The following is a 22591-nucleotide window of genomic DNA, read 5'->3' on the forward strand; positions in this document are numbered from 1 at the left end:
TTTTTTTTTTTTTTTTTTTCGCTGATACGAACCATTTGTTACATTTTCGGGACTCGAACGTCTAATATGGCAGGAAGGTAAGTGAGAATATGGGGAATGCAGTGGAAAAGCTGTTTGAACATGTTTATGAAGAGTATTTCGAAGATGTATATAGATTTGTATATGTAAAAACTGGAAACAAGTGGGATGCGGATGATATTGTCAGTGAAACATTCCGTAAAGTATATGAAAAAAGCGCCAACTTGGAAACTATTACGGCAAAAAAAGCCTGGGTGTTTACCATTGCCAGAAATACAGTAATTGATTTTTACCGGAAAAGGAAAACGGTCTTAGTCCCAGATGAAATAGATTATTACATCGAGCCCGTGAAATTTGAAGATCCTCTGGATGAGTCTGATGAACTTGATTGTTTAAAAAAAAGTCTGGATGTTTTGCCGAGGGAAGATTTGGAGATTGTTAATCTCCGTTACTTCAGCGGGTTAAAATTCAAGGATATTGCCGAGGTTTTACAAAAGACAGACGGCACGATCCGTGTCAAATCAAACCGCATTATGAAAAAAATGGGGATACTACTGAAAAAGTGCATGGGGGAATAAGGATGGAGGAAAAAGAAATTGAACAGCAGCTATACAAGCTTCGCGGCCAACTTTATGTAAACCAAACATTAAAAAGTGAACTCCGAAAATCATTTAAGAAAAGAAGCCGAATAGGATGGAAAATAATCAGTATGTCGGGACTGGCAGCGGCTGCTCTCATCGCATTCTTCATCCAGGGAAGATTTCATACATCAGGCGTTGTTGCCAGTTCACTGAATATCACTGATTCATTGTCTTTTTTTGATATCGCAGCCGGAGACATTGGAACCATTTCGCATAGCGGGGGGAAACTCTTTTTCTCGCAAAAACAAACAGGTACTTTTGTTGAAACAAATGAAGGGATTGAAAAGGTAGCCGCCTATGAAATGGATGATTTGGATGTTCAAGATGGAGGAAAGAAAATCGTTTATTCACAGGATGATAGCATTTATGTATTTAATAACAATACAAAAAAAAGAGAGTTGATCATTTGGGACGAGTCATCTGAGTATCGGCACCCGGTCTGGAAGGATACTTTTCATATCTTTGCAGCCAAGGCAATGGGGGAGAACAAAAAAATCGTAGAGATTGATATAAAAACAAAACGGGAGAGAGTTATCACTGACGGCGCGAATCCAGCCTATCATCCTAACTCTAATTTACTAGTGTTTGAAAGAGGGAAAAAGATAATAGTAAAGGATATTAAAACGGAAAAAGAGAGAATAATTGACACGGGAAGGCAGCCGTCTGTTTCGAAGGATGGTTCATATATTGGGTATGTGAAAGAGCAAGATCATGTAGATAATGTATGGGTGACGGATGCAGATTTACAGACAAAGAGGAAGGTAACATTTAATGCTGTTCTGCAGGAAGACGTCGGATCAAAAGGATTGTACGAATATTTCTCACCGATTTGGAACTCTGACCAGCGCCAATTATTCGTGCTAAAGAAACGGATTGGTGATTCAGCTGTAAGAATAATGAAAATTAGTTTTGGGGGCCAAGAGGCAACAGCTAAGGAAAGTGTGGATAGGTATATCAAGGCGCTGATTGTCCGTGATGAAGATTACGCGAAAAGCTTAATGGAAAATCCGCCAGAGTTCCTTACATACTCTAATCCATATCCGGTAAGTTATAGAATTTTGAACTCGAAAGTAAAAGGGAAATCAACGTTTATCGAAGCTGAAATTTACCGGACTTACACTGCGAACGCCTTTTACTCCATTACTAAGTACCAATTTGAGATGGTTAAAGGCGGAGAAGGCTATATGATCCATCATGCAAAAGAGTTAGACTACAAGGAAATATCAACCTTCGACACAGTAACAGGTGATGATACAGGAGTTGTTTCACTTATTTCTTCAAAAGGAAAACGGGAACTCTTCACCCTTCAGGATGTCAAGAAACAGTTTCCCCAGAAGAATCCTGTACGAATCAGTTCACTTGCGGCAGATTCTAATTACAGAACAATCATCTTTAGTCTTCAAGAAACAGAAAACAAAAGCCGGGCTAACAGTGTCAGCTTATTCAAATATGACATGGAGAAAGATCGGGTTTCTTCCATTGCTGAAGTTAACAATCTTAATGGACAACATGGCATCGGAATTACAAGCCTGGCATTTGCTCCTTCAGGAAAACATTTTGCAGTCAACCTGGAATCAGGCGAGAAGAAATTCTTGATGGTTTATGATATTCAGAAGAACAAGCTCATTAAGACATCGCCATCATCGCATATGGTATTTTGGAAGGGAAATAATCTAGTTTTTGAAACGTATTATGGAAAACAAAGAAAATTAAACATATTTGATCCAATCAAGTTGAAGATTGGGAATTTGTAGATGGGAGCCAGCGCTTTGCTGGCTTTTTACATTCAAGACGGTTGTTCATTTTTTTTTTTTTTGAGTAAAATAGCAAGTCTTCAGGCGGCATTTTTTAGCCGTCTCTTTTTTCACCCTTATTAAGAAAAAGTTTTATATGTTCTGTTACAAAATGAAAAGCTGCCCGTTATTATAAGTGAAACCATAAGGGCCCTTATGAGTAAATTTTTTAGTGAGGTAAGAAAAATTGAAAAAATCATTAATAATGGCTACAGCGATTACTTTAGGAGGCTTATCCTCTGTTTCTTATGCGGCAGTGTCAGATCAGAAACCGGTAGTGAACCAGGAAACTGAGGTGCAAACCGCTGCAAAAACAAGCGCAGAAGAACAACTGGCATTGCTGCAAAGAGATTTGGTTCCTTCAAATCCGAAAGAAACAGTCATACTTTGGGCAAAAGCAGTGAAGAACAGAAATGGAGCCCTTCAGTATGCCCTTTCAACCGATAATACTAAAGCAATATTAAAGAAACCGTTTGAAACATATCACTGGGTTACTGGAGTGTCAAGTCCATGGGTGGAAAAATCTAAAATTGTTGATAAAAAGAAGATAAGCTCTACAGAAATCGAATATAAAGTTCAGTTTGAGCTTGCCACTTCTTCAGGATCAGCGGGCATCGATAGCGCCATTGTAGTTGTAGAAAAGAAGGATTACCAATGGTATATCAGTCGTGTGGCACCTGCATCTGAAAAAACTATTGGAATATGGAATACGCCAGAATCGATAAACTACCCAAATTAAAAAGATTGCAGAACCGCTGAGTATTGACGGTTCTGTCTTTTTTTGGAGAAAAAATCTGAATGAAGTTTAATTAATTAGTTCCCCCAGGCGTTTTTCCATTGCTTTGTTATGAATCTTATGGGTTTACGGAATTAACAACTGTTTTCACAGTATTAAACCCCATTTTTAAGGGATTTTTACGGAATTGGGGCGTTTTCATAGAAAAGCAATCCATTATCACGGGAATAATATTCCTCCTGTTTGCAAGGATCCAGCTTGCACCACCGCTTTTTAAAAATCCTCCAGCAGTTTATCCCATACCTCCTTTAGCAGCCGGATGCCATCATCGATCGTCTCGAAAGGAATGCCTGCAAACCCAAGAAAAAACTCCTTTATTCTCCCGCCAGGGTTATCAATCCATGTAAAAGAAGCGGAGGAAATATGAATTCCGGCATTTGCAGCCAGCTCCAGCAATAGCTTCTCTGAGGCATTGGTGTTGATGGCGAGCAAAAGATGGAAGCCAGCATCCTTTCCGATTATTCGAGCTTTCTGTCCAAAGTGCTGCTTGATGGATTCAATGATCCGATCGTGCTTCCGGCGATATATGTTTCGCATTTTGCGAATATGTTTTTCCAAGTGGCCCTGCTCAATAAATACTTGAAGTACCCTTTGATGGAGTCTGGAGGATGATTGTTCAAACATAGTTTCTATTCTTAACTGATGGTAGTGGGGCAACAGTTCATCAGGCAAAACCAGGTAATGGATACATAGAGCCGGAGCAACAATCTGAGAAAATCCCCCTATATAAATAACCCTGCTGTCAGGAGCGAGTCCCTGGAGCGACGGAATCGGGCGGCCGTGGTACCTGAATTCGCCATCGTAATCGTCTTCGATAATGAATCCTTGAGTTATCCTTGCCCAATCCAATAGCTTCAGCCTTGTTGAAATCGGCATTGTCATTCCTCGAGGAAATTGATGTGAAGGGCTTACAGCCGCAATCCTGGCCGGACTCTTGTATAAGGCCTCAATATTAAGACCGCCATCATCCAGCGGAAGGGGACAAAGGCTGAATCCATTATGTTTAAATGTCTCAGGTATTAATTTGTATCCCGGATTTTCAACAGCGATTATCTTTGTATACTTTTTTAATATCCTGCTGGCGATAGATATTAACAAATGCTGTTCTGCACCAATAATAATTTGTCCTGGAGTACAGTTTACTCCCCGGAAATCGTGCAGATAGCGGGCAATTGCTTTTCGCAATCCAAGCTCCCCTTGGGGATTGCCGTAAAAAAGCAGCTCCTGGCTATCTTTGTGAAGGGTTTGGCTGTATAACCGTTTCCATATTTGAAAAGGAAAGAGCGTGAAATCGTTTTTGGATAGGTGAAAATCATACAAATACGAATGCTCTTCTTCTATAAAAGACAACGGGTTTAGTACCTCATTTTTGATTTTAGTAAAGTACGATTCAGGGAGTTCATTGACAAAGTAACCGCTTTTAGGACGGCTTTCAATAAAGCCCTCTGCGAGCAGCTGCTGATAAGCCATTTCAACAGGGGTTGTGCTGATTGACAGAAAGTCAGCTAATTTTCTGATGGATGGCAAACGATCGTGAACCTCGAGCCGGCCAGCAATAATTTCTTTTTTTATGTATTCGTACAGCTGTATATAATGTGGCAAACTGCTTTGGGCATCTAAACTAGGCATGATTAACATGGGAAATCTCCTCAACTGTCACTTGGAATTTATCAAATCTGTCCATTTTCATATATACAGTTCTTTGATACGTTAATTGTATAACATTGGAAGGAATGAAAAAAAGTGACTCTTAATAAAAGTGAAAAAAAACCGGTTCGATTTTTAGAGGGAGAGAGGGTTTACTTGCGGCCGATCAGCATAGATGATGCGGAAAGTTATTTCACAAAGCTGTTTCACGCGGAAACCAGAAAGCTGACTGGAACACAAAAAAGCTTTACCCGCGAATTCATTTATGATTATGTTGACCGCAAAACAAAGGATCCGACAAGCTTGTTATTCATTATAGCTTTATGCGATGATGACAGCGTCATTGGCGATATCGCTATCCAGGATGTAGACAGCATGAATCGTAATGCAAATATTCGAATATCGATTGATGAGGCAGCCCATCAAGGAAAGGGCTATGGCAAGGAAGCAATGAACTTGATGCTTGATTATGGCTTTGGGATTCTGAATTTGCACCGCATTGAGCTCAATGTATTTTCATATAATGAAAGAGCCGCCCGCGTATATGAACAGCTCGGGTTTACTAAAGAAGGAGTACAGCGAGATGCTCTGTATTATAACCACCAATATCATGATTCAATTATGATGAGCATTCTGGAGGATGAATACCGCAAGAAGCGTGGCATAAGCTCTGTTAATTAATTGTAAAAATAGAATTATTTAATATAACCAAAAATATAAACTATTCGTAATATGAAAGATGGCAGCGATACCGCAATTGTGGTATCGTTTTTTAATATAAAAATTAAGAAAATTTATAATTTATAAGTGGGGATATTTGAATGAAAGTAATCGACTTGCACTGTGATGCGCTGCTAAGACTATGGGATTCAAAAGGGAATCTGAGGTTTGGGAATGCTCCTGAGATTCAGACTAATAAAACCCGTCTTCAGCAGGGAGGGGTAATGCTCCAGGGTTTCGCTATCTGGATTGATCCAGATATGAAGCAGGAGCAAAAATTCCAGGCTGCACTTGAACAGATTGATATTTTTTATAAAGAAGTAATCGGCCAGCATCCTGAAATGAAACCAATCAAGGATTGGTCTGACATTGATTTACTGCAAGACGGAGAAATTGGTGCAATGCTTACCCTTGAAGGCGTCGATGCAATTGGGAACGATATAAAGAAACTTAGTATTTTACAGCAGCTGGGTGTTAAGTCAGTTGGGTTAACCTGGAATAATGCTAACCTCGCGGCAGATGGGGCAGGTGAACCGCGCGGTGCAGGTTTGACTTTGTTCGGAAAGGAAATTGTCCAGTTTAATAATGAACATCAAATTTTGACAGACGTGTCCCATTTAAGCGATAAAGGATTTTGGGATGTCATGGATATAGCCCGCTATCCTATTGCCAGCCATTCCAATTCACGGCAAATATACGACCATCCAAGGAATTTGACCGATGAACAGGCTATTGCTATGTTTAAAAACGGCGGCATGGTACACGTGATTTATTGCCCTTACTTTACAACACCGGATGGTATCACAACAATCCCGGATTTGCTGAAACATATAGACCATTTTTGCTCTCTCGGAGGAGTGAAACACATTGGTTTTGGTTCTGACTTTGATGGAATTTCCTCTTTTATAGAGAGGCTTGAGGATGCCTCACAAACTCAGAATCTAATTAATGAATTATTAAAGCATTATAAGGAAGACGAGGTAAGGGGTTTTGCGTACCAAAACTTTATGGAACATCGTCCGCAGAGAGCTTGGGCTGGTGAAAACAGATGAAAGCCAGGGAAAGAGGAATGAAGATTGGCAGAATACCTCCTGGAAGGAAAAACTGCATTACTGATGTAAAGGGGGTAAAAGTAGGGCACGTTACTCTCGATTATCCGTTTGATAACAATAGCCGGGATTATGCGTGCACAGGGGTGACTGCCATCCTGCCGCATGAGGGGAACCTATTCCAGGAAAAAGTAACTGCAGCCAGTTATGTGATCAATGGCTTCGGAAAAACAACAGGGCTTATCCAGCTGAATGAACTGGGGCTGCTCGAATCGCCGATCATGCTGACGAACACATTCGGGGTTCCGGCGGTTACACAGGGCACCCTCCAATATATGCTTGAAAATAACCCTGATATCGGGGATACAACGGGAACGATTAACATTGTCGCAGGCGAGTGCAATGATAGCTATTTAAATTCGATCCGACATTTTCCGGTTAAGCCGGAGCATGCTATAGAAGCAATACAGCAAGCGAGTAAAGAAACTGCAAAAGAAGGAGCTGTCGGTGCAGGCAAAGGAATGGTCTGCTTTGGATATAAGGGCGGAATTGGAACTTCGTCCAGGATTACCGAAGATGGTTTTACGATCGGCTGCCTGGTATTAAGCAATTTTGGGAAAAAGGAAGAATTCCAGGAGTTCAGGTACTCGCTTGGCAAGCAAAATTCAGGTAGCTTATCTGAAACATCGGATGGATCCATCATACTTGTAATCGCAACGGACGCTCCATTAAGCGACAGGCAGCTGCTCAGAGTGGCAAAGCGAACTGGAGTTGGACTAAGCCGAACAGGAAGCCACTACAGCCATGGCAGCGGTGATATTGCAATAGCTTTTTCCACTGCACACAAGATACCACACTATTCAAATATCATCACGGAGTCCCGAGATCAAGTGAGGGAAGACCATCCAGTCATGAATGAAATTTTCACAGCAGCTGCAGAAGCTGTTGAAGAGGCGATTTTGAATTCTCTTTTACAGGCTGTCACTACGGCTGGAAGAAATGGACACATTGTTAATGCATTTCCGTTTTAAAGCAAACCAATCAGGTACCTCTTTTGAGATCAAGGTTTAATTCAGCAAAAAAACATAAAAAGGTTGAATAATTGGGGAACTACACATAAAATTAATCGAGGGAAACGGAAAAAAAGCCGTTATCTGTTTAAGAATCATAACGCACACATTTCAGATTTATTATATTGGTGGAAATGGGCTAGACTATTGAGCTAGACGTGAGCCAAATAGAAACAGTGAATGCTGTTTCTATTTGGCTTTTTTATTTTTACTATATTAAGAGTGAAGGAAAGAAGGGCAGAATGAAGGGTCAGGTAAATATAAATATAGAATTCAGCAGTTTTATTGGAAAACTATTTCGTACACATTTTGGTAAAGGACCGGAATCTGTCTTTGTAACGTTCAATAAATCTGTTATAGCAATTTATTTTGGAAATTTTTTAACGCCATTGGAAAAGGCTCTTTTAAATCAGGATGAAATGCTTACAGTTTATAAGACCAGAGAAATTATTATGAATATGCTGATTCCGGAAATGAAAATTCAGCTTGAAATTATGACAGGATTAAAAATAGCTGAATTTTATTACGACTGGAATTTATTAAATAAAAGCGGATTGATCTTAGGTGTTTTTTCTAATATTGATAATCTGAAAAAAAGTGAAGGGTGGAGTTATCCAGGGAAAATACAAGTGGAAGAAAAAATTGGGCTTTTAAGTGAAGAGGCTCAAAAACGACCCCTGGAAATCTCATCTTTCTTACTGAATTCAAGACTGCTTTTGATTAAAAGAGCAGGTGTGCTGACGATGATTGAAAAGGAAATCATAAAGGATGGCTACTCGGATTTAATGAGATGGAAGAAAAAGAAATTGGAAAAAGATCTGCTGAATAATGATGCCTACTTACTTGAGTCATATTTGGGAAATAAAATTAGTGATATGTTTGTTGATTGGAATTTTACAAAAGACGAAAGTTTAATCACATTGATTTTACAGCCTAAAAGGAAATCTATATAGAAGAGGATTTTAACCTGGCGATTTTGCATTTTAATGGAGAAAAAGGGTACCATTTAATATAAAAGGAAAAAGGAAGTATAGTTTTATTCTATAAAAGGGTGTATGATAACGTGGAAAACAAATCTCCTGAATTAGAAATCGCCAGCTATATAGGAAAGCTATTGAGGGATAATTTTGGAAAGGGTCCAGAATCGGTATTTGTTTCGATTTCTGAACCTTACATCTGCATTCATATCCGAAACTTTATATCGCCGATAGAAATCGCTTTGCTAAAGCAGGAAAAAGAAAATACTGTACAAAATACTCGGGAACTGGTTTTTCAAAGCTTGGTTCCTGAAATAAAAGCATATATTAAAGGGCTTTCAAATATCGAAATTAGCGAGTTTTATTATGATTGGGGATTGCACAATAAATCAGGAGCATTTATCGGCATTGCTGCTAATCCGGAAAAGGTGAACAAAAAAATTGGCCTGGATTTTGCCAGGAAAAAAGAAGCAGACCAAAAAATTACTGAAATTAGCCAGGAAGTTCAAAAGGCTCCGGATGAGCTATATTCGTTTATGATCAATGAGAGAACTATATTATTTATTCGCATCGGCATTTTAATCAGAATTGAAAAAGAACTTATTCGTCAAGGGTATGGGGAGATATTAAAAACTACCAAACGGATACTTGAAAAGAAGTATTTGCATAATAATGAGTTTGAAGCTATATTAAACCGAAAAATAGTGGACATTTTTGTCGATTGGGATCTTGATCTAGATAAAAGTGTAATTGTTTTCTTTTTAAAACCAAAAGATTAGGCGGAAATGAATTGGACTATTCGTAGAGCCAGACATGAGCCAAACCAAAAATGCAGGATCTCGCTGCTTTTTTGGTTTGGCTTTTTACATTTTATTTGATTTCTGTTGTACAGTGACTACTAAACTATCAGAAAGGGGGAGAAATAATGGCGAAAGAAGCAGGACGTAATGAGTTCGGCAATGTGATAATTCCTATCTCCAGGGGAGTAGCCCTGCTTCAAATAATGGAAAAGATTGATACTCAGAGATCACACACAGCCATGAGTCAAATATTAAAAAAATGTTCTGAAAAAGAAATCAAACATTTGATAATAGACGTTTCAGGAGTTACATTTATTAATGAAGCTGGAGCCCGAAGTCTTATACAGCTAATACAGGCACTTCAATTGATTGGAGTCAAAACCATAATCTCAGGAATTCAACCATTAGTTGCGCAGATGGCAATTAAAACTGGCATATATTTTAAAGACCTTACGTTTGACTCAAATGTGATGGCCGCACTAAATAAGCTCATCTAGTTAGCGTATATCATAAAGGGCAGTTATCCTCCAAGAAATCGAAAAACCCACAGTATTCTTTCTTGCGTTTGCTAATATAGCGTATATACATGCCTTTTTTCGTCCATAACGATAATATCTGATTGTTTGGGGTGTTATCGTGAACGGAATTTATTTGATTAATGAGCGGACAAGCATTGGCGGCTTATCAAGACAAGAAACTATCTCGCTGCAAAAAGAAGCTCTCTTAAAGCTGATTGCTGAGCGGAACATTGACATTATCACCCTGAATCCCCACCAATTATATCCCTATTACACAAATCCACATGCGCTTCTGTTTGATCTACAGAAAAATGGGGCGAAGATAGATTGCCTTATTCTTTATTCAGAAGAATTAATTTTACCTTTTTCAGAACTTTATTATGAGCGATGGTTAATGATCCGAAGTTATTTTACTGTGTTAATGTCTGTACAATCAGACATAAGTAAAAATTATTACATCTCATAAAAAAACAAACATTTTCTTATTGGAATTTAAAGGATAAATTTAAGCTAAGAATATGATTTGTTTGAGGAGGAATTGAGATGGAATTTGTTTTTAAATCGGTTCATCACATTCAAATGGCTGCTCCAAAAGGAAGCGAGGATTCATATCGGAGATTTTTCGGTGAAATTCTTGGATTGGCCGAGCTTGAAAAGCCAGAAGAATTACAAAAACGGGGCGGAGTATGGTTTGGTTTTGGGAATTATCAAATTCATATTGGAATAGAAGAGCCTTTTTCTCCCGCAAAAAAAGCACATCCAGGCTTAGAGATTGAAAATCTGCCTGCCTTAATAGATCGGCTTAACGAACATAAAATCGAATTTATTGAGGACGGAAAACTTCCGGGTGCCAGACGTATTTATCTCAACGACCCATTCGGCAACCGAATTGAACTGTTGGAATGGGTATAATCGTAACTCCCGAGTGGATATAAAAATTAGATGATCCATCGAGTACAGGGACGTACAGATTTCTTTTATCTGCTTTGCCAAGAATGAGCTATCTATTAATTGAGCCTCATTGGATAAAGCGCAATTATTTTTCCCTATTAATATCGTCTTTAATTTGTTTTTTACTAAAATAATAGAAAACTGGCGTCGATATACCTATTAATGATAAAAAAACAAAATAATCAGCTTATTTTTATCCTTTATTACTTCATTTCAGATACATTATCCTCTAAAACAAGAGGGTTCTATGTGTTAAGCCGGTCTTTACCAGTTTTAAGAAAGAAGGAAAATTCATGAGTCGTTTAAGCTACATGGTTCGGACGCTGGCTGTTGTAATTCCCGCCACATTTTTAATTGGATTAGGAGTTTCCTTTGGAAACGGCCTAACCGGAATGTCTTTTTGGATTACAATAATATCAGTTGTCACTTTAGGGGCTATAGTGGGGATTCTATCATCGGTATTAAACCACAAGAAATTCATTGCTCCAATTGCAAAAATTAATACATATTTAGAAGAGTTATCGAAAGGCGATTTAACGAATCGCCTCAATGAAAGTGAGCTTGGCCAATTAAGCTCAGTTGCCGTTAGCTTGCATAAAACAGTAGATTCCTGGAGTAAAGTACTAACCCAGGTAAGGGAAGCTGCAAAGGATGTTTCAGTATACTCCCTCCAGCTTGAGCAGGGGGCAACACAGACAACGCAGGCTACCGATCATATATCTGAAATTATTGAGGATGTAGCAGAAGGTGCCGAAAAGCAGGTGCAGGGTATGCGGGAAGCATCTCAGGTAATCATCGAAATGTCTGCTGGTCTAGCAGAAGTAGCTGAGCGGTCTAATCTTGTTTCAAACAATACAAACGGATCGCTGGAAAAAGCTAATTCTGGTACAGATTCCATTAAAACAGCAGGCGAGCAGATGAATTCCATCCACTCAAATGTCACAGAGCTTTCTCGGGTGGTAAAGGGCCTAGGAGAACGGTCACAGGAAATTGGCAATATTATTGAGGTTATAAATGGGATTGCCGCCCAAACCAATCTATTAGCTTTGAACGCAGCAATTGAAGCAGCACGAGCAGGAGAACAGGGCAAAGGGTTTGCAGTAGTTGCCAATGAGGTTAGAAAACTTGCAGAACAATCAGCGACAGCAACACAGCAAATCAGCCAATTAATATCTAAAATCCAGGAAGAGACACAGGAAGTTGTAGGAACGATGCAAGCAGTGAACAATGAGGTGGAAGATGGCATTAAGATCATGGATGATGCGGGCAGTTCCTTTACCGAAATCTATCAATCTGTAAACGGAGTTACAGAGCAAATTGAGCAAGTTTCAGCCTCCATCCAAAGCATGTCAGCGGGAACACAGCAAGTAGTTCATTCAATCAATGAAATATCCAAGGTTGCCAATGAGTCAGCTTCTTCTACCCAGGGAGTCCTGGCAGCAACAGAGCAGCAAGTCGCCTCCATGCAAGAAATAGCAGCTTCAGCTAATTCGCTGACAAAAATGGCGGACGATCTGCAAACAGCTATTGCGTCCTTTAAAATATAAACAAGCCAGAGATAAGAACTTGGCTTAGAGAAAGTGCTGCTCCTTAGCTTTGCCATCTTCAGTGTATTTCTGTGAAACCCTTTCCTTTGTATTCTTAGAAGGAAAGGGTTTTTCCGTATTGTAAAGAAAGTGATTAAGTTTGAAAAAAGAATAAATAATCAGCATATTTAAAAATTTTATAAAAATATACTTGCAAAAGATAATGATATTCATTATCATTTGAGTATACAAAATAATTACATTTTTAAAGCTGTAAATACCACAGCTGATTTTTTTAGCAATAACTGAGAATGATTCTCTTTCGCGGAGGAGATCAGGGAAAGAGCAGGAAAAATGATGAAAAAAAGATATTTGTTTACAGCCTTGATTATTCTTTCCGTTACATCATTATTCATTGGCGTGAAAGATATCGCCCCGTTCGATTTAATGGACCTAAGCGAAGATAAAGTGCAAATAATGCTCGAAAGCCGGATTCCCCGGCTGGTTAGCATCATTGTGGCGGGTGTAAGCATGAGCATAGCTGGTTTGATCATGCAGCAGCTAACCCGCAATAAATTTGTTTCACCAACAACCGCTGGAACAATGGATTCCGCTAGATTTGGAATTCTTGTTTCATTGATGGTCTTTACGTCTGCTAGTCCAATGGTGAAAATGCTGATTGCTTTTCTGTTTGCCTTGCTGGGAACCTACATATTTATGAAAATTCTTGATCAGGTTAAGTATAAGGATGCTATTTTTATACCGCTGGTAGGCTTGATGTTTGGCAGTATTATAAATTCTATAACTACTTTTTTTGCTTATAAAAATGATTTGATTCAGAATATGGCATCCTGGCTTCAGGGGGATTTCTCCATGATCATCCAGGGGCAGTATGAGCTTATATATCTCAGTATTCCGTTAGTAATAATTGCTTATCTCTTTGCCAATAAATTTACGGTTGCCGGAATGGGTGAGGAGATTGCCATCAATCTTGGGCTTAAGTATAAGCAGGTTGTAAACATTGGCCTTTCGCTGGTTGCGATGATCACAGCGGTGGTTATCCTGACGGCGGGAGTTATACCGTTCTTAGGACTTATAATCCCAAATATCGTCACCATTTATCAGGGTGATAACCTGAAAAACAGCCTTTCTTACACCGCCCTGCTGGGAGCAGTGTTTATCCTGGCATGCGACATTCTCGGCCGTATCATCATCTACCCCTATGAAATTCCAATTGGTTTGACCGTGGGTGTCATCGGAAGTGCTATCTTTGTTTACTTACTGATGAGGAGAAAGGCATATGCATAACAAGGTCAAGTTAGCTGTACTCGCTATCATTTCAGCTATATTAATCTCGATATTTATTTTTGCAGATCTGGGGAACTATTGGGAATATGCTTTGCTAAGAAGAGCTTTAAAAGTTCTGGCCATTGTGATAACCGGGGCGGCAATCGCTTTCTCCACAGTCGTATTTCAAACGGTTACAAACAATAAAATTTTAACACCGAGCATCATAGGGCTCGATTCTCTCTACATGCTTATCCAGACGTTTTTAATCTTCGTTTTTGGATCAAATAACCTGACAGTCATGAATAAAAACTTCAATTTTATGCTTTCCGTCGGGTTAATGGTTTTCTTTTCCGGGATATTATACAGAGTTCTTTTTAAAAGGGAGGGCTCCAACATATACTTTCTCCTGCTAATTGGAATTATTTTTGGAACACTGTTTCAGAGCTTGACTTCCTTTATGCAGGTTTTAATCGACCCGAACGAGTTTATGGTAATCCAGGATAGAATGTTTGCGAGTTTTAATAATATCAACACCGATCTTTTGATAATTGCCGCCATAGGAATCGCCGGTATTGGAATCTATTTCTTAAGGTTTATGAAGTTCCTTGATGTTTTGTCACTGGGACGGGAACATGCGATCAATCTTGGTGTGGATTTTGATTATGTGGTCAAAAGGCTGCTGATTATTGTTGCCATTTTAATATCCATATCCACCGCACTTGTAGGCCCGATTACATTCTTGGGATTACTGGTCGCAAACGTCGCATACCAGTTTATGAAAACATATCAGCATAAATATGTAATTATAGCCTCTGTCCTGATAGCCATCATTGCTTTGGTAGGCGGGCAGCTGATTGTGGAAAGGGTTTTCACATTTACGACCACGCTTAGCGTAATCATCAATTTTATCGGTGGAGTGTACTTCATCTATCTTCTATTAAAGGAGAATAAATCATGATAACTGTAAAACAAGTTTCCAAGCAATACGGCAATAAGAATGTAATTGACAATGTTTCTCTAACTATTGAAAAAGGAAAAATTACTTCCTTTATCGGACCGAATGGAGCAGGTAAAAGCACGCTGCTATCCATGATCAGCCGCATCATGACAAAAAGCAGCGGCGAGATTTGTATTGACGGCCAGGATATTAGCAAATGCAAAAGCAGTGACTTGGCTAAAAAAATATCAATCTTAAAGCAGTCTAACCATATCAATATCAGGCTTACTATCCGAGAACTAGTGTCATTCGGGCGCTTCCCTTATTCCCAGGGAAAGCTGACAAATGAGGACTGGAAATACGTAGATGAAGCCATCGCCTATATGGAGCTGGAAAATATCCAGCACAAATTTTTGGATCAGCTGAGCGGCGGCCAACAGCAGCGGGCCTTCATCGCCATGGTCATTGCACAAAACACAGAATATATTCTGCTTGATGAGCCGCTGAACAATCTGGATATGAAGCACTCTGTCCAAATTATGAAAGTGCTTAGAAGGCTGGCGGATGAATTGGGAAAGACAATTGTTATCGTAATTCACGATATTAATTTTGCTTCCTGCTACTCCGACCATATTATCGCTTTGAAGGATGGAAAAATTGTAAAAGATGCCCCAACAGACCGTGTCATCGACCAATCGGTATTAAAACATTTGTATGACATGGACATTAAAATTGAACACATCAATGACAATAAGATTGCTGTTTATTACGCTTAAGAATAGGCTTTGTTAAAGTTCATGCTGATTTTGGCTCCTCGAAAATGCTTCGCATTTCCTTCGTGCGGTGTTTTTTCAAGGATAATGTACCATGGAGTAGCGTGTCAAAGGGAGACCCGCAGGCGTAAACGTAAGAGGAGGCTCCCGGACCGCCGGCGGAAAGCGAGTGCCTGCAGCGAAAATCAACAGGTGTGTTTCACAGAGCTAAAAATAAAAAAATCCAATGAGGTGACCAATAGTGAAAAAGAAATTAACGTTATTTGTTGTAATCATGATGCTTGCAATTTTTACCGCGGCATGTGGAGCAGCTGAAGAGAAAACAGGAGGCAGCAGCTCTGAAGGAAAGAACACTGAGTCAAATGAGCTAACGATCGAGCATCAGCTTGGCGAAACAAAAGTAAAGCAAAACCCTAAAAAAGTTGTTGTATTTGATTTCGGAACATTAGACACAATGGATAAGCTAGGGATTGAGCCTGCCGGCTTGCCAAAAGACAACATCCCAAAATACCTTGAGAAGTTTAAGGATGAAAAGTATGGAAACACAGGCGGGCTCATGGAACCTGACTTTGAAGCTATTAATGAATTGCAGCCAGATCTAATTATCATTTCGGGAAGACAGCAGGATTCATATGAGCAGTTCCAGGAAATCGCACCAACCATTTTTATGGGGCTGGATACAACAAAGTATATGGAGTCGTTTAAGGGAAATGTTACAAAGCTTGGCCAAATTTTTGATAAAGAAGACCTGGCGAAGGAAGAGCTAGCTAAAGTGGAAGCAGACATCCAAAAACTGAATGAAAAGGCTTCTCCTTCTGATAAAAAAGCTCTTATCATCCTAGCTAATGATGGAAAAATCAGTGCTTATGGAAAGAATTCCCGGTTTGGCCTGATCCATGATGTCTTTGGTGTTGATGCGGCTGACGAAAATATCGAGGTTTCAAAGCACGGACAAAGCATTTCTTTTGAATATATCGTTGAAAAAAATCCAGACTATTTATTTGTTGTTGATAGAGGGGCTGTAGTTGAAGGTGGTACTTCTTCAGCAAAAAATGTAGTGGAAAACGATCTGGTTAAAAACACAAATGCTTACAAAGATAATAATATCGTGTATTTAAGCCCTGATTATTGGTATCTGTCTGGAGGCGGATTAATCTCAGTAGCTGAAATGGTTAAAGAGATTGATAAGGGAATTGAGTAAGCGAAATATAACTATGAAAATAGGGAAAGTGCCTGTCATCGACATGGCACTTTTTTTACAGAGTGCGCAGGTAAGTGGCTCTTAGCCTTTTTAATGTTAATCCTTAAACAGGCATACGGGCCGGTCCTCATTGAATGGAATCTTCAAGACTCCATTGTTTTTTTACTTGGTCGAGCGCCTGCTGGTAAATTTCTTCCTCGTTTGCTTCAGGCTTTGCCAACACATTTGTTTCATAGGTTTTTCCTAAATAATCTACTCTCATCGTTACTTGTACCATTGTCTTTTTCATATCCTTTCAAAGATGTTTATTGTTGTATACCAAAAAAGGCAGGGGACAAAACCTGTGACATGCTACTTTTGAAGTGGAAGGTATTGTCAATTATTAATTGTTTACACCTCTTTATGGCGGGTAAAGTTTTTGTGTAGCGACAGCAAAGGTTGCTGAACAAACAAACTTACTGGGAGGAATTCAACATGAATAGAGAAATAGTAGGTGTGTATGAAACAGCAGAAGAAGCTATCAAAGGTATTGAAGCGTTAACATCAAAAGGATATGATGCCACGGATTTATCAGTTATTACTAACCGGGAGGATATTTTCCCAATCGAATCACGGACAGGGCTGGCGGTGGATGGGCCATCTGCCGAAAATTCGGAACATCAATCATTTATGGATAAGCTCAAAAATTCATTTATGATGGATCACGAAAAAGACTCACGTGAACGTTTAAAGGATTATGGTATCTCTGCAAACGACATTTCCAGCTACGCATCAGATTTGGATAATGATAAGATTCTGGTTGCCGTGTATTCAGATAAACGGCCGGCTGCCAATACGTACGAAACGTATTCGGACACAGCGACTGATGCACTTGAGCCAAATGCTTTTACTTCAAATAGTGATGAAAATATGAATGCTTATGGCACAAATGCGGACCGCGGACTGGACTCTTTGCGTGCTGGATATGATACCTCCGAAACATCTGAAAATATGAACACGGGAACTTCCGGCTTCTCTAAAGACAAAAGGTTAGGGAGAGATGAGGAGAAAACAATGAAGCTGCGGGAAGAACAGCTCAAGGTAAATAAGGAAGCTGTTCAAACCGGGGAAGTACAGGTAAATAAACAAGTTGTTGAGGAGCAAAAATCTGTAGAGGTTCCTGTTCAGCATGAAGAAGTATATGTTGAACGCCGTCCTGCAAAAAACACTGCAGCGGATGCAGGCAGCATTGATGAAGATGAAACGATTAGAGTGCCGGTTGTCGAAGAACAAATTCATGTGACCAAAAAACCGGTCGTGACTGAAGAAATTGTTATTGGCAAACGGACAGTAGAGGAAACAAAGCATGTGTCTGATACAGTGAAAAGAGAGGAAGCACATGTTGATAAAGAGAATCGAGGAACAGACAATACCCTGTTTGGGGATAAGAAAAACATTTAGTTTGTCGGAAAAAGCAATAAAAAGGGTATCCCTTTAGGCCGAGGGGATACCCTTTTTAATTTATATTGTACATATTAGATGTACATTTGTTCTCTTAGAGAAGAAAAAAACTTGATTCTTGTGAAAGAATGCGCAATAATGGTAAATAAAATTGCTGTGGAAGCATTAGGGGATGCAAACATGAAGGTTGTAAAATTTGGCGGTTCTTCATTGTCATCAGGCTCACAAATCGAAAAGATTTTCGATATCGTTATTTCTGACCAAACCCGAAAGGCTGTAGTTGTATCAGCTCCTGGAAAACGGCACGCAAATGATATCAAGGTTACAGATTTGCTGATAGAATGTGCAGAGGCTTATCTAAGGAAAGGAAAAGCTGATAGCTTAGTAGATAACATACTTGATAGATACTTAGGAATTGCGCGGGAACTCCGATTGTCTGCGGATATTATGGATGAGATAGAGTCGGGACTGCTGTATGCCCTTAACGGTGATAAAACCAATCCGGAAAGATATCTGGATGCGGTGAAAGCAACTGGTGAAGATAATAATGCCAGGCTGATTGCCGCGTATTTTCAATTTAGAGGAATAGAAGCAAGCTATGTGAATCCTAAGGAAGCTGGCTTATATGTCAGTGATGAGCCTGGGAACGCACAGGTTCTGCCTGAGTCTTATGATAACCTTTATAAACTTCGTGAGTGGCCTGGTTTATTGATTTTTCCTGGATTTTTCGGTTACAGCAAGGATGGGGAGGTATTGACATTTTCCAGAAGCGGCTCAGATATTACAGGATCCATACTGGCAAACGGCATGAAAGCAGAAGTGTATGAGAATTTCACAGATGTGGATGCTGTATATTCCGTTAATCCTTCGCTGGTCAGCCATCCTAAAGAAATCCGTGAATTAACATACCGGGAGATGCGTGAGCTTTCCTACGCGGGGTTTTCCGTCTTCCACGAAGAAGCTCTAATCCCGGCTTTTAGAGCCGGGATACCGGTGAATATCAAAAATACAAACAATCCTTCCGCTCCAGGAACACGGATTGTAAATGAACGAAGCAATACGAATGGGCCGGTAATCGGGATCGCCAGCGATGGGGGATTTTGCAGTATTTATGTGAGCAAATATTTAATGAACAGAGAAATAGGATTTGGCCGCAGGATTCTGCAAATATTTGAGGACTTTGGATTATCTTATGAACATATCCCTTCTGGAATAGATGATATTTCCATTATTTTAAGGCAGAACCAAATAGTGAATCAGCAAATGGAGGACGAAATCATATCAAGAATTACAAATGAACTTCAAGCAGATGAAGTTCATATTGAACATAATCTTGCTTTGGTAATGGTTGTTGGTGAGGGTATGCGGCACAATGTCGGTACAACAGCCCGGGCTTCGAGGGCATTAGCCCAGGCGGGAGTGAACCTGGAAATGATTAATCAGGGGTCATCCGAGGTCAGCATGATGTTTGGAGTCATGGAAGAGGAAGCAGATACGGCTGTCAGGGCATTATATGATGAGTTTTTTGGAGATTATAAACAATCAATAAATAGTGATCCCCGCAGTAATTTCACCTCAATATGATTTTGTCCGATAGTAATGCCAGCAGATCGTTTTTAGTTCTGCTGGCATTTTGTTAAGTCATGGATAATACATTCACTATGTTCTTCTATTTTTCCTTTTTTCGGTTACCAATAGATTTTTTGTCTGCTTTCCCCTTAGGTCCTGCCGGAGTCTTTGAGGTCAGCAGTGTGCTTGAACCAATATTGTTGTTTGGTGCTGCTTGTTCGTTCCAATCGCTCATCATCAGGCTCCTAACAGATTAGATTTCTTCCAGCTTCTTTCCCTTTGTCATGTTTTCAAATTCCCTCATATCCTCTGAAGTTTCCAGTTCGATCTGGATTCCATTTCGATTTTGAGAAAATTCTTTTTTTGTATCCATGACTATGCCCATTTGGGATCCCGCTGTTCCGGTTGGATCATTTTCAATTCCTTCATTCGCCCCATCGAAATGCGGTGATGATTCTACATGCGGCTGACGTCTATCTTCCGGCATAATATCAACTCCTTACTTATAAATTGAGTAAGGAAGCCGTTATTTATTCCGGGCACTCTTTCGGGTGGCAGCCCAATAGGAGAAAAACACCGCAGCAAGCACTGCTACAATTGCGACAACAAACATGATTCTAAAGAGATCATCACCATTCATGCTAAAACCTCCTCTTCCGTTTTTTTTAGTTATACCCTTTCTTCAAAAAAAGAAATCCAATCATGAATGCAGCTGTTACAATAATATAGGAAGAAAAAATGACTGAGGCTGCAAAAGGAAGAGGAATTTGATGAAGAAGAAAATTTGGTTCAACCGCTGGTTTTCAACTGCTTATCATTTAATGGAAGCAATTAAAAAAAATTCTGATGGTATTGAATTTGAGATTTACGGAACGCACCCTGTTAAGGACACTGTTTACTTTACTGTTTGTGATTACTATGAAGTCGAACCGGATCTTGAGGCTGGGGAATATATCGAATATTGCCTTGACTTTTGCAGAAAGCATCAAATTGATGCATTTATTCCATACCATTATGCACCTGAAGTTTCGGAGAATATTGCCCGCTTTTGGGAAATCGGAACAAATGTGCTGGTGTGTGAGGATTTCGGCCTTATGGACACGATGTCCCATAAAGGGAAGCTGTATGAATCATTCCAGGCACACAATTTATCAAGCCTTGTCCCTGCTTATCGAATTGTCCGGACTGTTGAAGAATTTGAGGAAGCTTATCATATGATTTCGAACGAGGGAAAAAAGGCGTGCTTTAAACCTGCGAATGGCAGGGGCGGGGCAGGCTTTAGGGTAGTGACAGAGACAGAAAACACAGTTGAAGACTTGTTTGGCCCAATCAGCCATAAGATTACTTATGCGAACGCTGTAAAAATACTGTCGTCTGTATCCTCTTTTGAGGAGCTGATGGTACTGGAGTACTTGGAAGAGGTGGAATACAGTATCGATTGCCTGGCATATAACGGGCAGCTTCTGGCAGCTGTGCCGCGAAAAAAAGCTGCCGGCAGGATAAGGGAGCTTGAAGATGTTCCGGAACTGCTGGACCTAGCCAATAAAGTAAATAGTATTTATCAGATTCCATACGTTTACAATATCCAGGTGAAATATAGCCAGGGGAAACCAAAGCTGCTTGAAATAAATCCGCGCATGGCTGGCGGTTTGCACATTTCCTGCCTTTCAGGTGTAAATTTCCCATATCTTGCTGTCAAGCTGCTGCTGAATGGATATGCCGACGTTCCCATTCCTAAGCTTGATATTTTCGCTACACATGTGGAGCAATCCGTTATGTTATCAAAAAAGGAACAGCTAGTAACCAATTAAACGTTATTAAAAGACGCCCAAATTTCAAACGAATTTGGGCGTCTTTTGGATTATGTGAACCATCATTACTCAATAACAAGAAGAAGCTTACGAAATTTCATTTTGTGAATTTATCGCATTGAGGCCCGATATCCTGCTGCTTCTGCTTCCTCTTTTGTACAGAACATTTCCTCAGCCTTGGTTATTTCATAATGCTGGCCTCCGGGAACATGGTAGATTTTTTCCCCGCTGGAGCTAATGTTTCCTTTTATATTGCAAGAATCTGTTTTGGGAGAGGTTCCTGCTGAAGAACTTGTTTTTCCAGAAGAACCATTCCCATCTTGCCCTTCGGTTTCAAAGCCTTCCTCAGAAGCATAGTTCTCAATGCTCCAGATACCTATGGCTTGTTTTTGTGCTTTCTCCTGAACCTTCCTGAACTGGTCGACATACTTGGTGTTCGGCGGATAAATATAAGCTACTCTCGCCAAACCTTTTTCCAGCAGCATTTCATTAAACATTCTGTCGCCGATCCAGATATACGCAAGAAGGCGGCCATATTTATCGCGTTCAGAAATATCAATCTCAATCCCAACCTGTTTACCTGTGAGCGTTAACTTGGCGAAGCTGCTCGCTTCCGGTCCAAAAGGCTGCACCGGTTTGGAAGGATGCTTTGTTTCAGGCGTATCAACAAGAAGAAGACGGACATCCTCTGTCCTTCCATTCATATCAATTTCTATCGTGTCACCGTCAATCACTCTGGTTACTAAAGCGGGGATCAGGTTTTCTTTAACAGGTGACTCCTGGTCGGTGTTTGTTTCTTTTTCTGCTGCTGGGATATCACTCTCAACATCTTTGTTTTCCTGTACTTTCTTTTCCTCTGACTCATCTGCTTTCTGGGCAGTTTCAGTATCAGCCGGCTTCTTGGCAGGTGATTCAGCAGTGCAGCCTGCAGTAACAGAAATCGAGATTAAAGTCAGAAAAAAACAAAGCAGAGGTTTTATTAATGAGCGTTTATGTTGAAAGATAAAAAGAGTAATCCCTGATATACAGCAGATTGCAATAATTAGATCGTACAAAGTGAGGTC

Annotated in this window: 24 protein-coding genes; 19 read left to right on the forward strand and 5 right to left on the reverse strand. The window is 39.8% G+C overall.

All coding sequences use genetic code 11. The features are described 5' to 3' along the window. Positions 1 to 89 precede the first annotated feature (89 nt). The 3 genes from CVD28_RS19485 (at position 90) to CVD28_RS19495 (ending at position 3191) form a co-directional block, all read left to right on the forward strand. Positions 90 to 596: an RNA polymerase sigma factor gene (locus tag CVD28_RS19485; RefSeq protein WP_101595518.1), complete on the forward strand. Its 507-nt coding sequence runs from the start codon at positions 90 to 92 to the stop codon at positions 594 to 596. Between the two features lie 2 nt (positions 597 to 598). After that, entirely contained in the window at positions 599 to 2413 is a 1815-nt protein-coding gene (locus CVD28_RS19490; protein WP_101595520.1) for a TolB family protein, read from the forward strand. Positions 2414 to 2639: 226 nt separating this feature from the next. Beyond that, positions 2640 to 3191, forward strand: a complete 552-nt coding sequence (locus CVD28_RS19495) for a hypothetical protein (RefSeq protein WP_101595523.1) — start codon at positions 2640 to 2642, stop codon at positions 3189 to 3191. Positions 3192 to 3461: 270 nt separating this feature from the next. On the opposite strand, the gene pdxR is transcribed toward CVD28_RS19495, so the two are convergent. After that, complete coding sequence (gene pdxR / locus CVD28_RS19500; RefSeq protein ID WP_101595526.1) at positions 3462 to 4886, reverse strand: MocR-like pyridoxine biosynthesis transcription factor PdxR; 1425 nt, start codon at positions 4884 to 4886, stop codon at positions 3462 to 3464. Between the two features lie 105 nt (positions 4887 to 4991). Here pdxR and CVD28_RS19505 point away from each other — a divergent pair, with 105 nt between their 5' ends. From CVD28_RS19505 to CVD28_RS19565, 13 genes are all read left to right on the forward strand, one after another. Beyond that, entirely contained in the window at positions 4992 to 5576 is a 585-nt protein-coding gene (locus tag CVD28_RS19505; protein ID WP_101595529.1) for a GNAT family N-acetyltransferase, read from the forward strand. A gap of 140 nt (positions 5577 to 5716) precedes the next feature. Beyond that, positions 5717 to 6667 (forward strand): dipeptidase, encoded by a 951-nt coding sequence (locus CVD28_RS19510; RefSeq protein WP_101595531.1) that lies wholly within the window; start codon positions 5717 to 5719, stop codon positions 6665 to 6667. Further along, on the forward strand, positions 6664 to 7695 hold the full coding sequence (locus tag CVD28_RS19515) for a DmpA family aminopeptidase (RefSeq protein WP_101595534.1): 1032 nt from the start codon (positions 6664 to 6666) through the stop codon (positions 7693 to 7695). The genes CVD28_RS19510 and CVD28_RS19515 overlap by 4 nt, the downstream gene beginning before the upstream one ends. 281 nt (positions 7696 to 7976) lie before the next feature. Then, entirely contained in the window at positions 7977 to 8687 is a 711-nt protein-coding gene (locus tag CVD28_RS19520; protein WP_142384801.1) for a DUF2294 domain-containing protein, read from the forward strand. A gap of 110 nt (positions 8688 to 8797) precedes the next feature. Next, positions 8798 to 9490, forward strand: a complete 693-nt coding sequence (locus CVD28_RS19525) for a Na-translocating system protein MpsC family protein (protein ID WP_101595540.1) — start codon at positions 8798 to 8800, stop codon at positions 9488 to 9490. A gap of 146 nt (positions 9491 to 9636) precedes the next feature. Then, positions 9637 to 10008, forward strand: a complete 372-nt coding sequence (locus CVD28_RS19530; RefSeq protein ID WP_101595544.1) for an STAS domain-containing protein — start codon at positions 9637 to 9639, stop codon at positions 10006 to 10008. Positions 10009 to 10147: 139 nt separating this feature from the next. Then, the gene (locus CVD28_RS19535; protein ID WP_101595548.1) at positions 10148 to 10495 is read left to right on the forward strand and encodes a hypothetical protein; all 348 of its coding nucleotides are present in this window, start codon (positions 10148 to 10150) and stop codon (positions 10493 to 10495) included. A gap of 77 nt (positions 10496 to 10572) precedes the next feature. Further along, positions 10573 to 10941, forward strand: a complete 369-nt coding sequence (locus CVD28_RS19540) for a VOC family protein (protein WP_101595551.1) — start codon at positions 10573 to 10575, stop codon at positions 10939 to 10941. Between the two features lie 332 nt (positions 10942 to 11273). Next, entirely contained in the window at positions 11274 to 12527 is a 1254-nt protein-coding gene (locus CVD28_RS19545) for a methyl-accepting chemotaxis protein (protein ID WP_101595554.1), read from the forward strand. Between the two features lie 336 nt (positions 12528 to 12863). Continuing rightward, a complete protein-coding gene (locus CVD28_RS19550) occupies positions 12864 to 13814 on the forward strand; it encodes an ABC transporter permease (protein ID WP_101595558.1) in 951 nt (316 codons plus the stop codon). Continuing rightward, the gene (locus tag CVD28_RS19555; RefSeq protein ID WP_101595560.1) at positions 13807 to 14754 is read left to right on the forward strand and encodes an iron chelate uptake ABC transporter family permease subunit; all 948 of its coding nucleotides are present in this window, start codon (positions 13807 to 13809) and stop codon (positions 14752 to 14754) included. The genes CVD28_RS19550 and CVD28_RS19555 overlap by 8 nt, the downstream gene beginning before the upstream one ends. Continuing rightward, the gene (locus CVD28_RS19560; protein WP_101595563.1) at positions 14751 to 15509 is read left to right on the forward strand and encodes an iron ABC transporter ATP-binding protein; all 759 of its coding nucleotides are present in this window, start codon (positions 14751 to 14753) and stop codon (positions 15507 to 15509) included. The genes CVD28_RS19555 and CVD28_RS19560 overlap by 4 nt, the downstream gene beginning before the upstream one ends. A gap of 271 nt (positions 15510 to 15780) precedes the next feature. Continuing rightward, positions 15781 to 16707, forward strand: a complete 927-nt coding sequence (locus CVD28_RS19565) for a siderophore ABC transporter substrate-binding protein (RefSeq protein ID WP_101595721.1) — start codon at positions 15781 to 15783, stop codon at positions 16705 to 16707. Positions 16708 to 16834: 127 nt separating this feature from the next. Here the strand turns inward: CVD28_RS19565 and CVD28_RS27570 are convergent, their stop codons facing one another. Beyond that, positions 16835 to 16984, reverse strand: a complete 150-nt coding sequence (locus CVD28_RS27570; RefSeq protein ID WP_180954236.1) for a BA3454 family stress response protein — start codon at positions 16982 to 16984, stop codon at positions 16835 to 16837. A gap of 197 nt (positions 16985 to 17181) precedes the next feature. Between CVD28_RS27570 and CVD28_RS19570 the strand changes: the two genes are divergently transcribed. Together CVD28_RS19570 and CVD28_RS19575 are read left to right on the forward strand one after the other, a co-directional pair. Continuing rightward, positions 17182 to 18147, forward strand: coding sequence for a YsnF/AvaK domain-containing protein (locus CVD28_RS19570; RefSeq protein WP_101595565.1), 966 nt, complete (start codon positions 17182 to 17184; stop codon positions 18145 to 18147). Positions 18148 to 18327: 180 nt separating this feature from the next. Beyond that, positions 18328 to 19731: an aspartate kinase gene (locus CVD28_RS19575; protein WP_101595725.1), complete on the forward strand. Its 1404-nt coding sequence runs from the start codon at positions 18328 to 18330 to the stop codon at positions 19729 to 19731. Positions 19732 to 19816: 85 nt separating this feature from the next. On the opposite strand, the gene CVD28_RS28885 is transcribed toward CVD28_RS19575, so the two are convergent. Together CVD28_RS28885 and CVD28_RS19580 are read right to left on the reverse strand one after the other, a co-directional pair. Then, positions 19817 to 19951, reverse strand: coding sequence for a hypothetical protein (locus CVD28_RS28885; RefSeq protein ID WP_257985927.1), 135 nt, complete (start codon positions 19949 to 19951; stop codon positions 19817 to 19819). Positions 19952 to 19969: 18 nt separating this feature from the next. Beyond that, positions 19970 to 20203, reverse strand: coding sequence for a hypothetical protein (locus CVD28_RS19580; RefSeq protein WP_101595568.1), 234 nt, complete (start codon positions 20201 to 20203; stop codon positions 19970 to 19972). Between the two features lie 283 nt (positions 20204 to 20486). On the opposite strand from CVD28_RS19580, the gene CVD28_RS19585 reads away from it, so the two are divergent. After that, complete coding sequence (locus CVD28_RS19585) at positions 20487 to 21527, forward strand: ATP-grasp domain-containing protein (RefSeq protein ID WP_101595571.1); 1041 nt, start codon at positions 20487 to 20489, stop codon at positions 21525 to 21527. A 110-nt stretch (positions 21528 to 21637) separates the two neighbouring features. On the opposite strand, the gene CVD28_RS28890 is transcribed toward CVD28_RS19585, so the two are convergent. Beyond that, the gene (locus CVD28_RS28890; RefSeq protein WP_257985928.1) at positions 21638 to 22582 is read right to left on the reverse strand and encodes a thermonuclease family protein; all 945 of its coding nucleotides are present in this window, start codon (positions 22580 to 22582) and stop codon (positions 21638 to 21640) included. Positions 22583 to 22591: the final 9 nt, after the last annotated feature.

Origin of the sequence: Bacillus sp. M6-12 (assembly GCF_002860285.1) — a bacterium.
Lineage (GTDB): Bacteria > Bacillota > Bacilli > Bacillales > DSM-1321 > Peribacillus.

Bases quoted from the DNA above. Each gene is read 5' to 3' on its own strand.
- CVD28_RS19485 (WP_101595518.1), top strand. From the start codon at position 90: ATGGGGAATGCAGTGGAAAAGCTGTTTGAACATGTTTATGAAGAGTAT.
- CVD28_RS19490 (WP_101595520.1), top strand. From the start codon at position 599: ATGGAGGAAAAAGAAATTGAACAGCAGCTATACAAGCTTCGCGGCCAA.
- pdxR (WP_101595526.1), bottom strand. From the start codon at position 4,886: ATGTTAATCATGCCTAGTTTAGATGCCCAAAGCAGTTTGCCACATTAT.
- CVD28_RS19510 (WP_101595531.1), top strand. From the start codon at position 5,717: ATGAAAGTAATCGACTTGCACTGTGATGCGCTGCTAAGACTATGGGAT.
- CVD28_RS19515 (WP_101595534.1), top strand. From the start codon at position 6,664: ATGAAAGCCAGGGAAAGAGGAATGAAGATTGGCAGAATACCTCCTGGA.
- CVD28_RS19520 (WP_142384801.1), top strand. From the start codon at position 7,977: ATGAAGGGTCAGGTAAATATAAATATAGAATTCAGCAGTTTTATTGGA.
- CVD28_RS19530 (WP_101595544.1), top strand. From the start codon at position 9,637: ATGGCGAAAGAAGCAGGACGTAATGAGTTCGGCAATGTGATAATTCCT.
- CVD28_RS19540 (WP_101595551.1), top strand. From the start codon at position 10,573: ATGGAATTTGTTTTTAAATCGGTTCATCACATTCAAATGGCTGCTCCA.
- CVD28_RS19545 (WP_101595554.1), top strand. From the start codon at position 11,274: ATGAGTCGTTTAAGCTACATGGTTCGGACGCTGGCTGTTGTAATTCCC.
- CVD28_RS19550 (WP_101595558.1), top strand. From the start codon at position 12,864: ATGAAAAAAAGATATTTGTTTACAGCCTTGATTATTCTTTCCGTTACA.
- CVD28_RS19555 (WP_101595560.1), top strand. From the start codon at position 13,807: ATGCATAACAAGGTCAAGTTAGCTGTACTCGCTATCATTTCAGCTATA.
- CVD28_RS19560 (WP_101595563.1), top strand. From the start codon at position 14,751: ATGATAACTGTAAAACAAGTTTCCAAGCAATACGGCAATAAGAATGTA.
- CVD28_RS19565 (WP_101595721.1), top strand. From the start codon at position 15,781: ATGATGCTTGCAATTTTTACCGCGGCATGTGGAGCAGCTGAAGAGAAA.
- CVD28_RS27570 (WP_180954236.1), bottom strand. From the start codon at position 16,984: ATGGTACAAGTAACGATGAGAGTAGATTATTTAGGAAAAACCTATGAA.
- CVD28_RS19570 (WP_101595565.1), top strand. From the start codon at position 17,182: ATGAATAGAGAAATAGTAGGTGTGTATGAAACAGCAGAAGAAGCTATC.
- CVD28_RS19575 (WP_101595725.1), top strand. From the start codon at position 18,328: ATGAAGGTTGTAAAATTTGGCGGTTCTTCATTGTCATCAGGCTCACAA.
- CVD28_RS28885 (WP_257985927.1), bottom strand. From the start codon at position 19,951: ATGAGCGATTGGAACGAACAAGCAGCACCAAACAACAATATTGGTTCA.
- CVD28_RS19580 (WP_101595568.1), bottom strand. From the start codon at position 20,203: ATGCCGGAAGATAGACGTCAGCCGCATGTAGAATCATCACCGCATTTC.
- CVD28_RS19585 (WP_101595571.1), top strand. From the start codon at position 20,487: ATGAAGAAGAAAATTTGGTTCAACCGCTGGTTTTCAACTGCTTATCAT.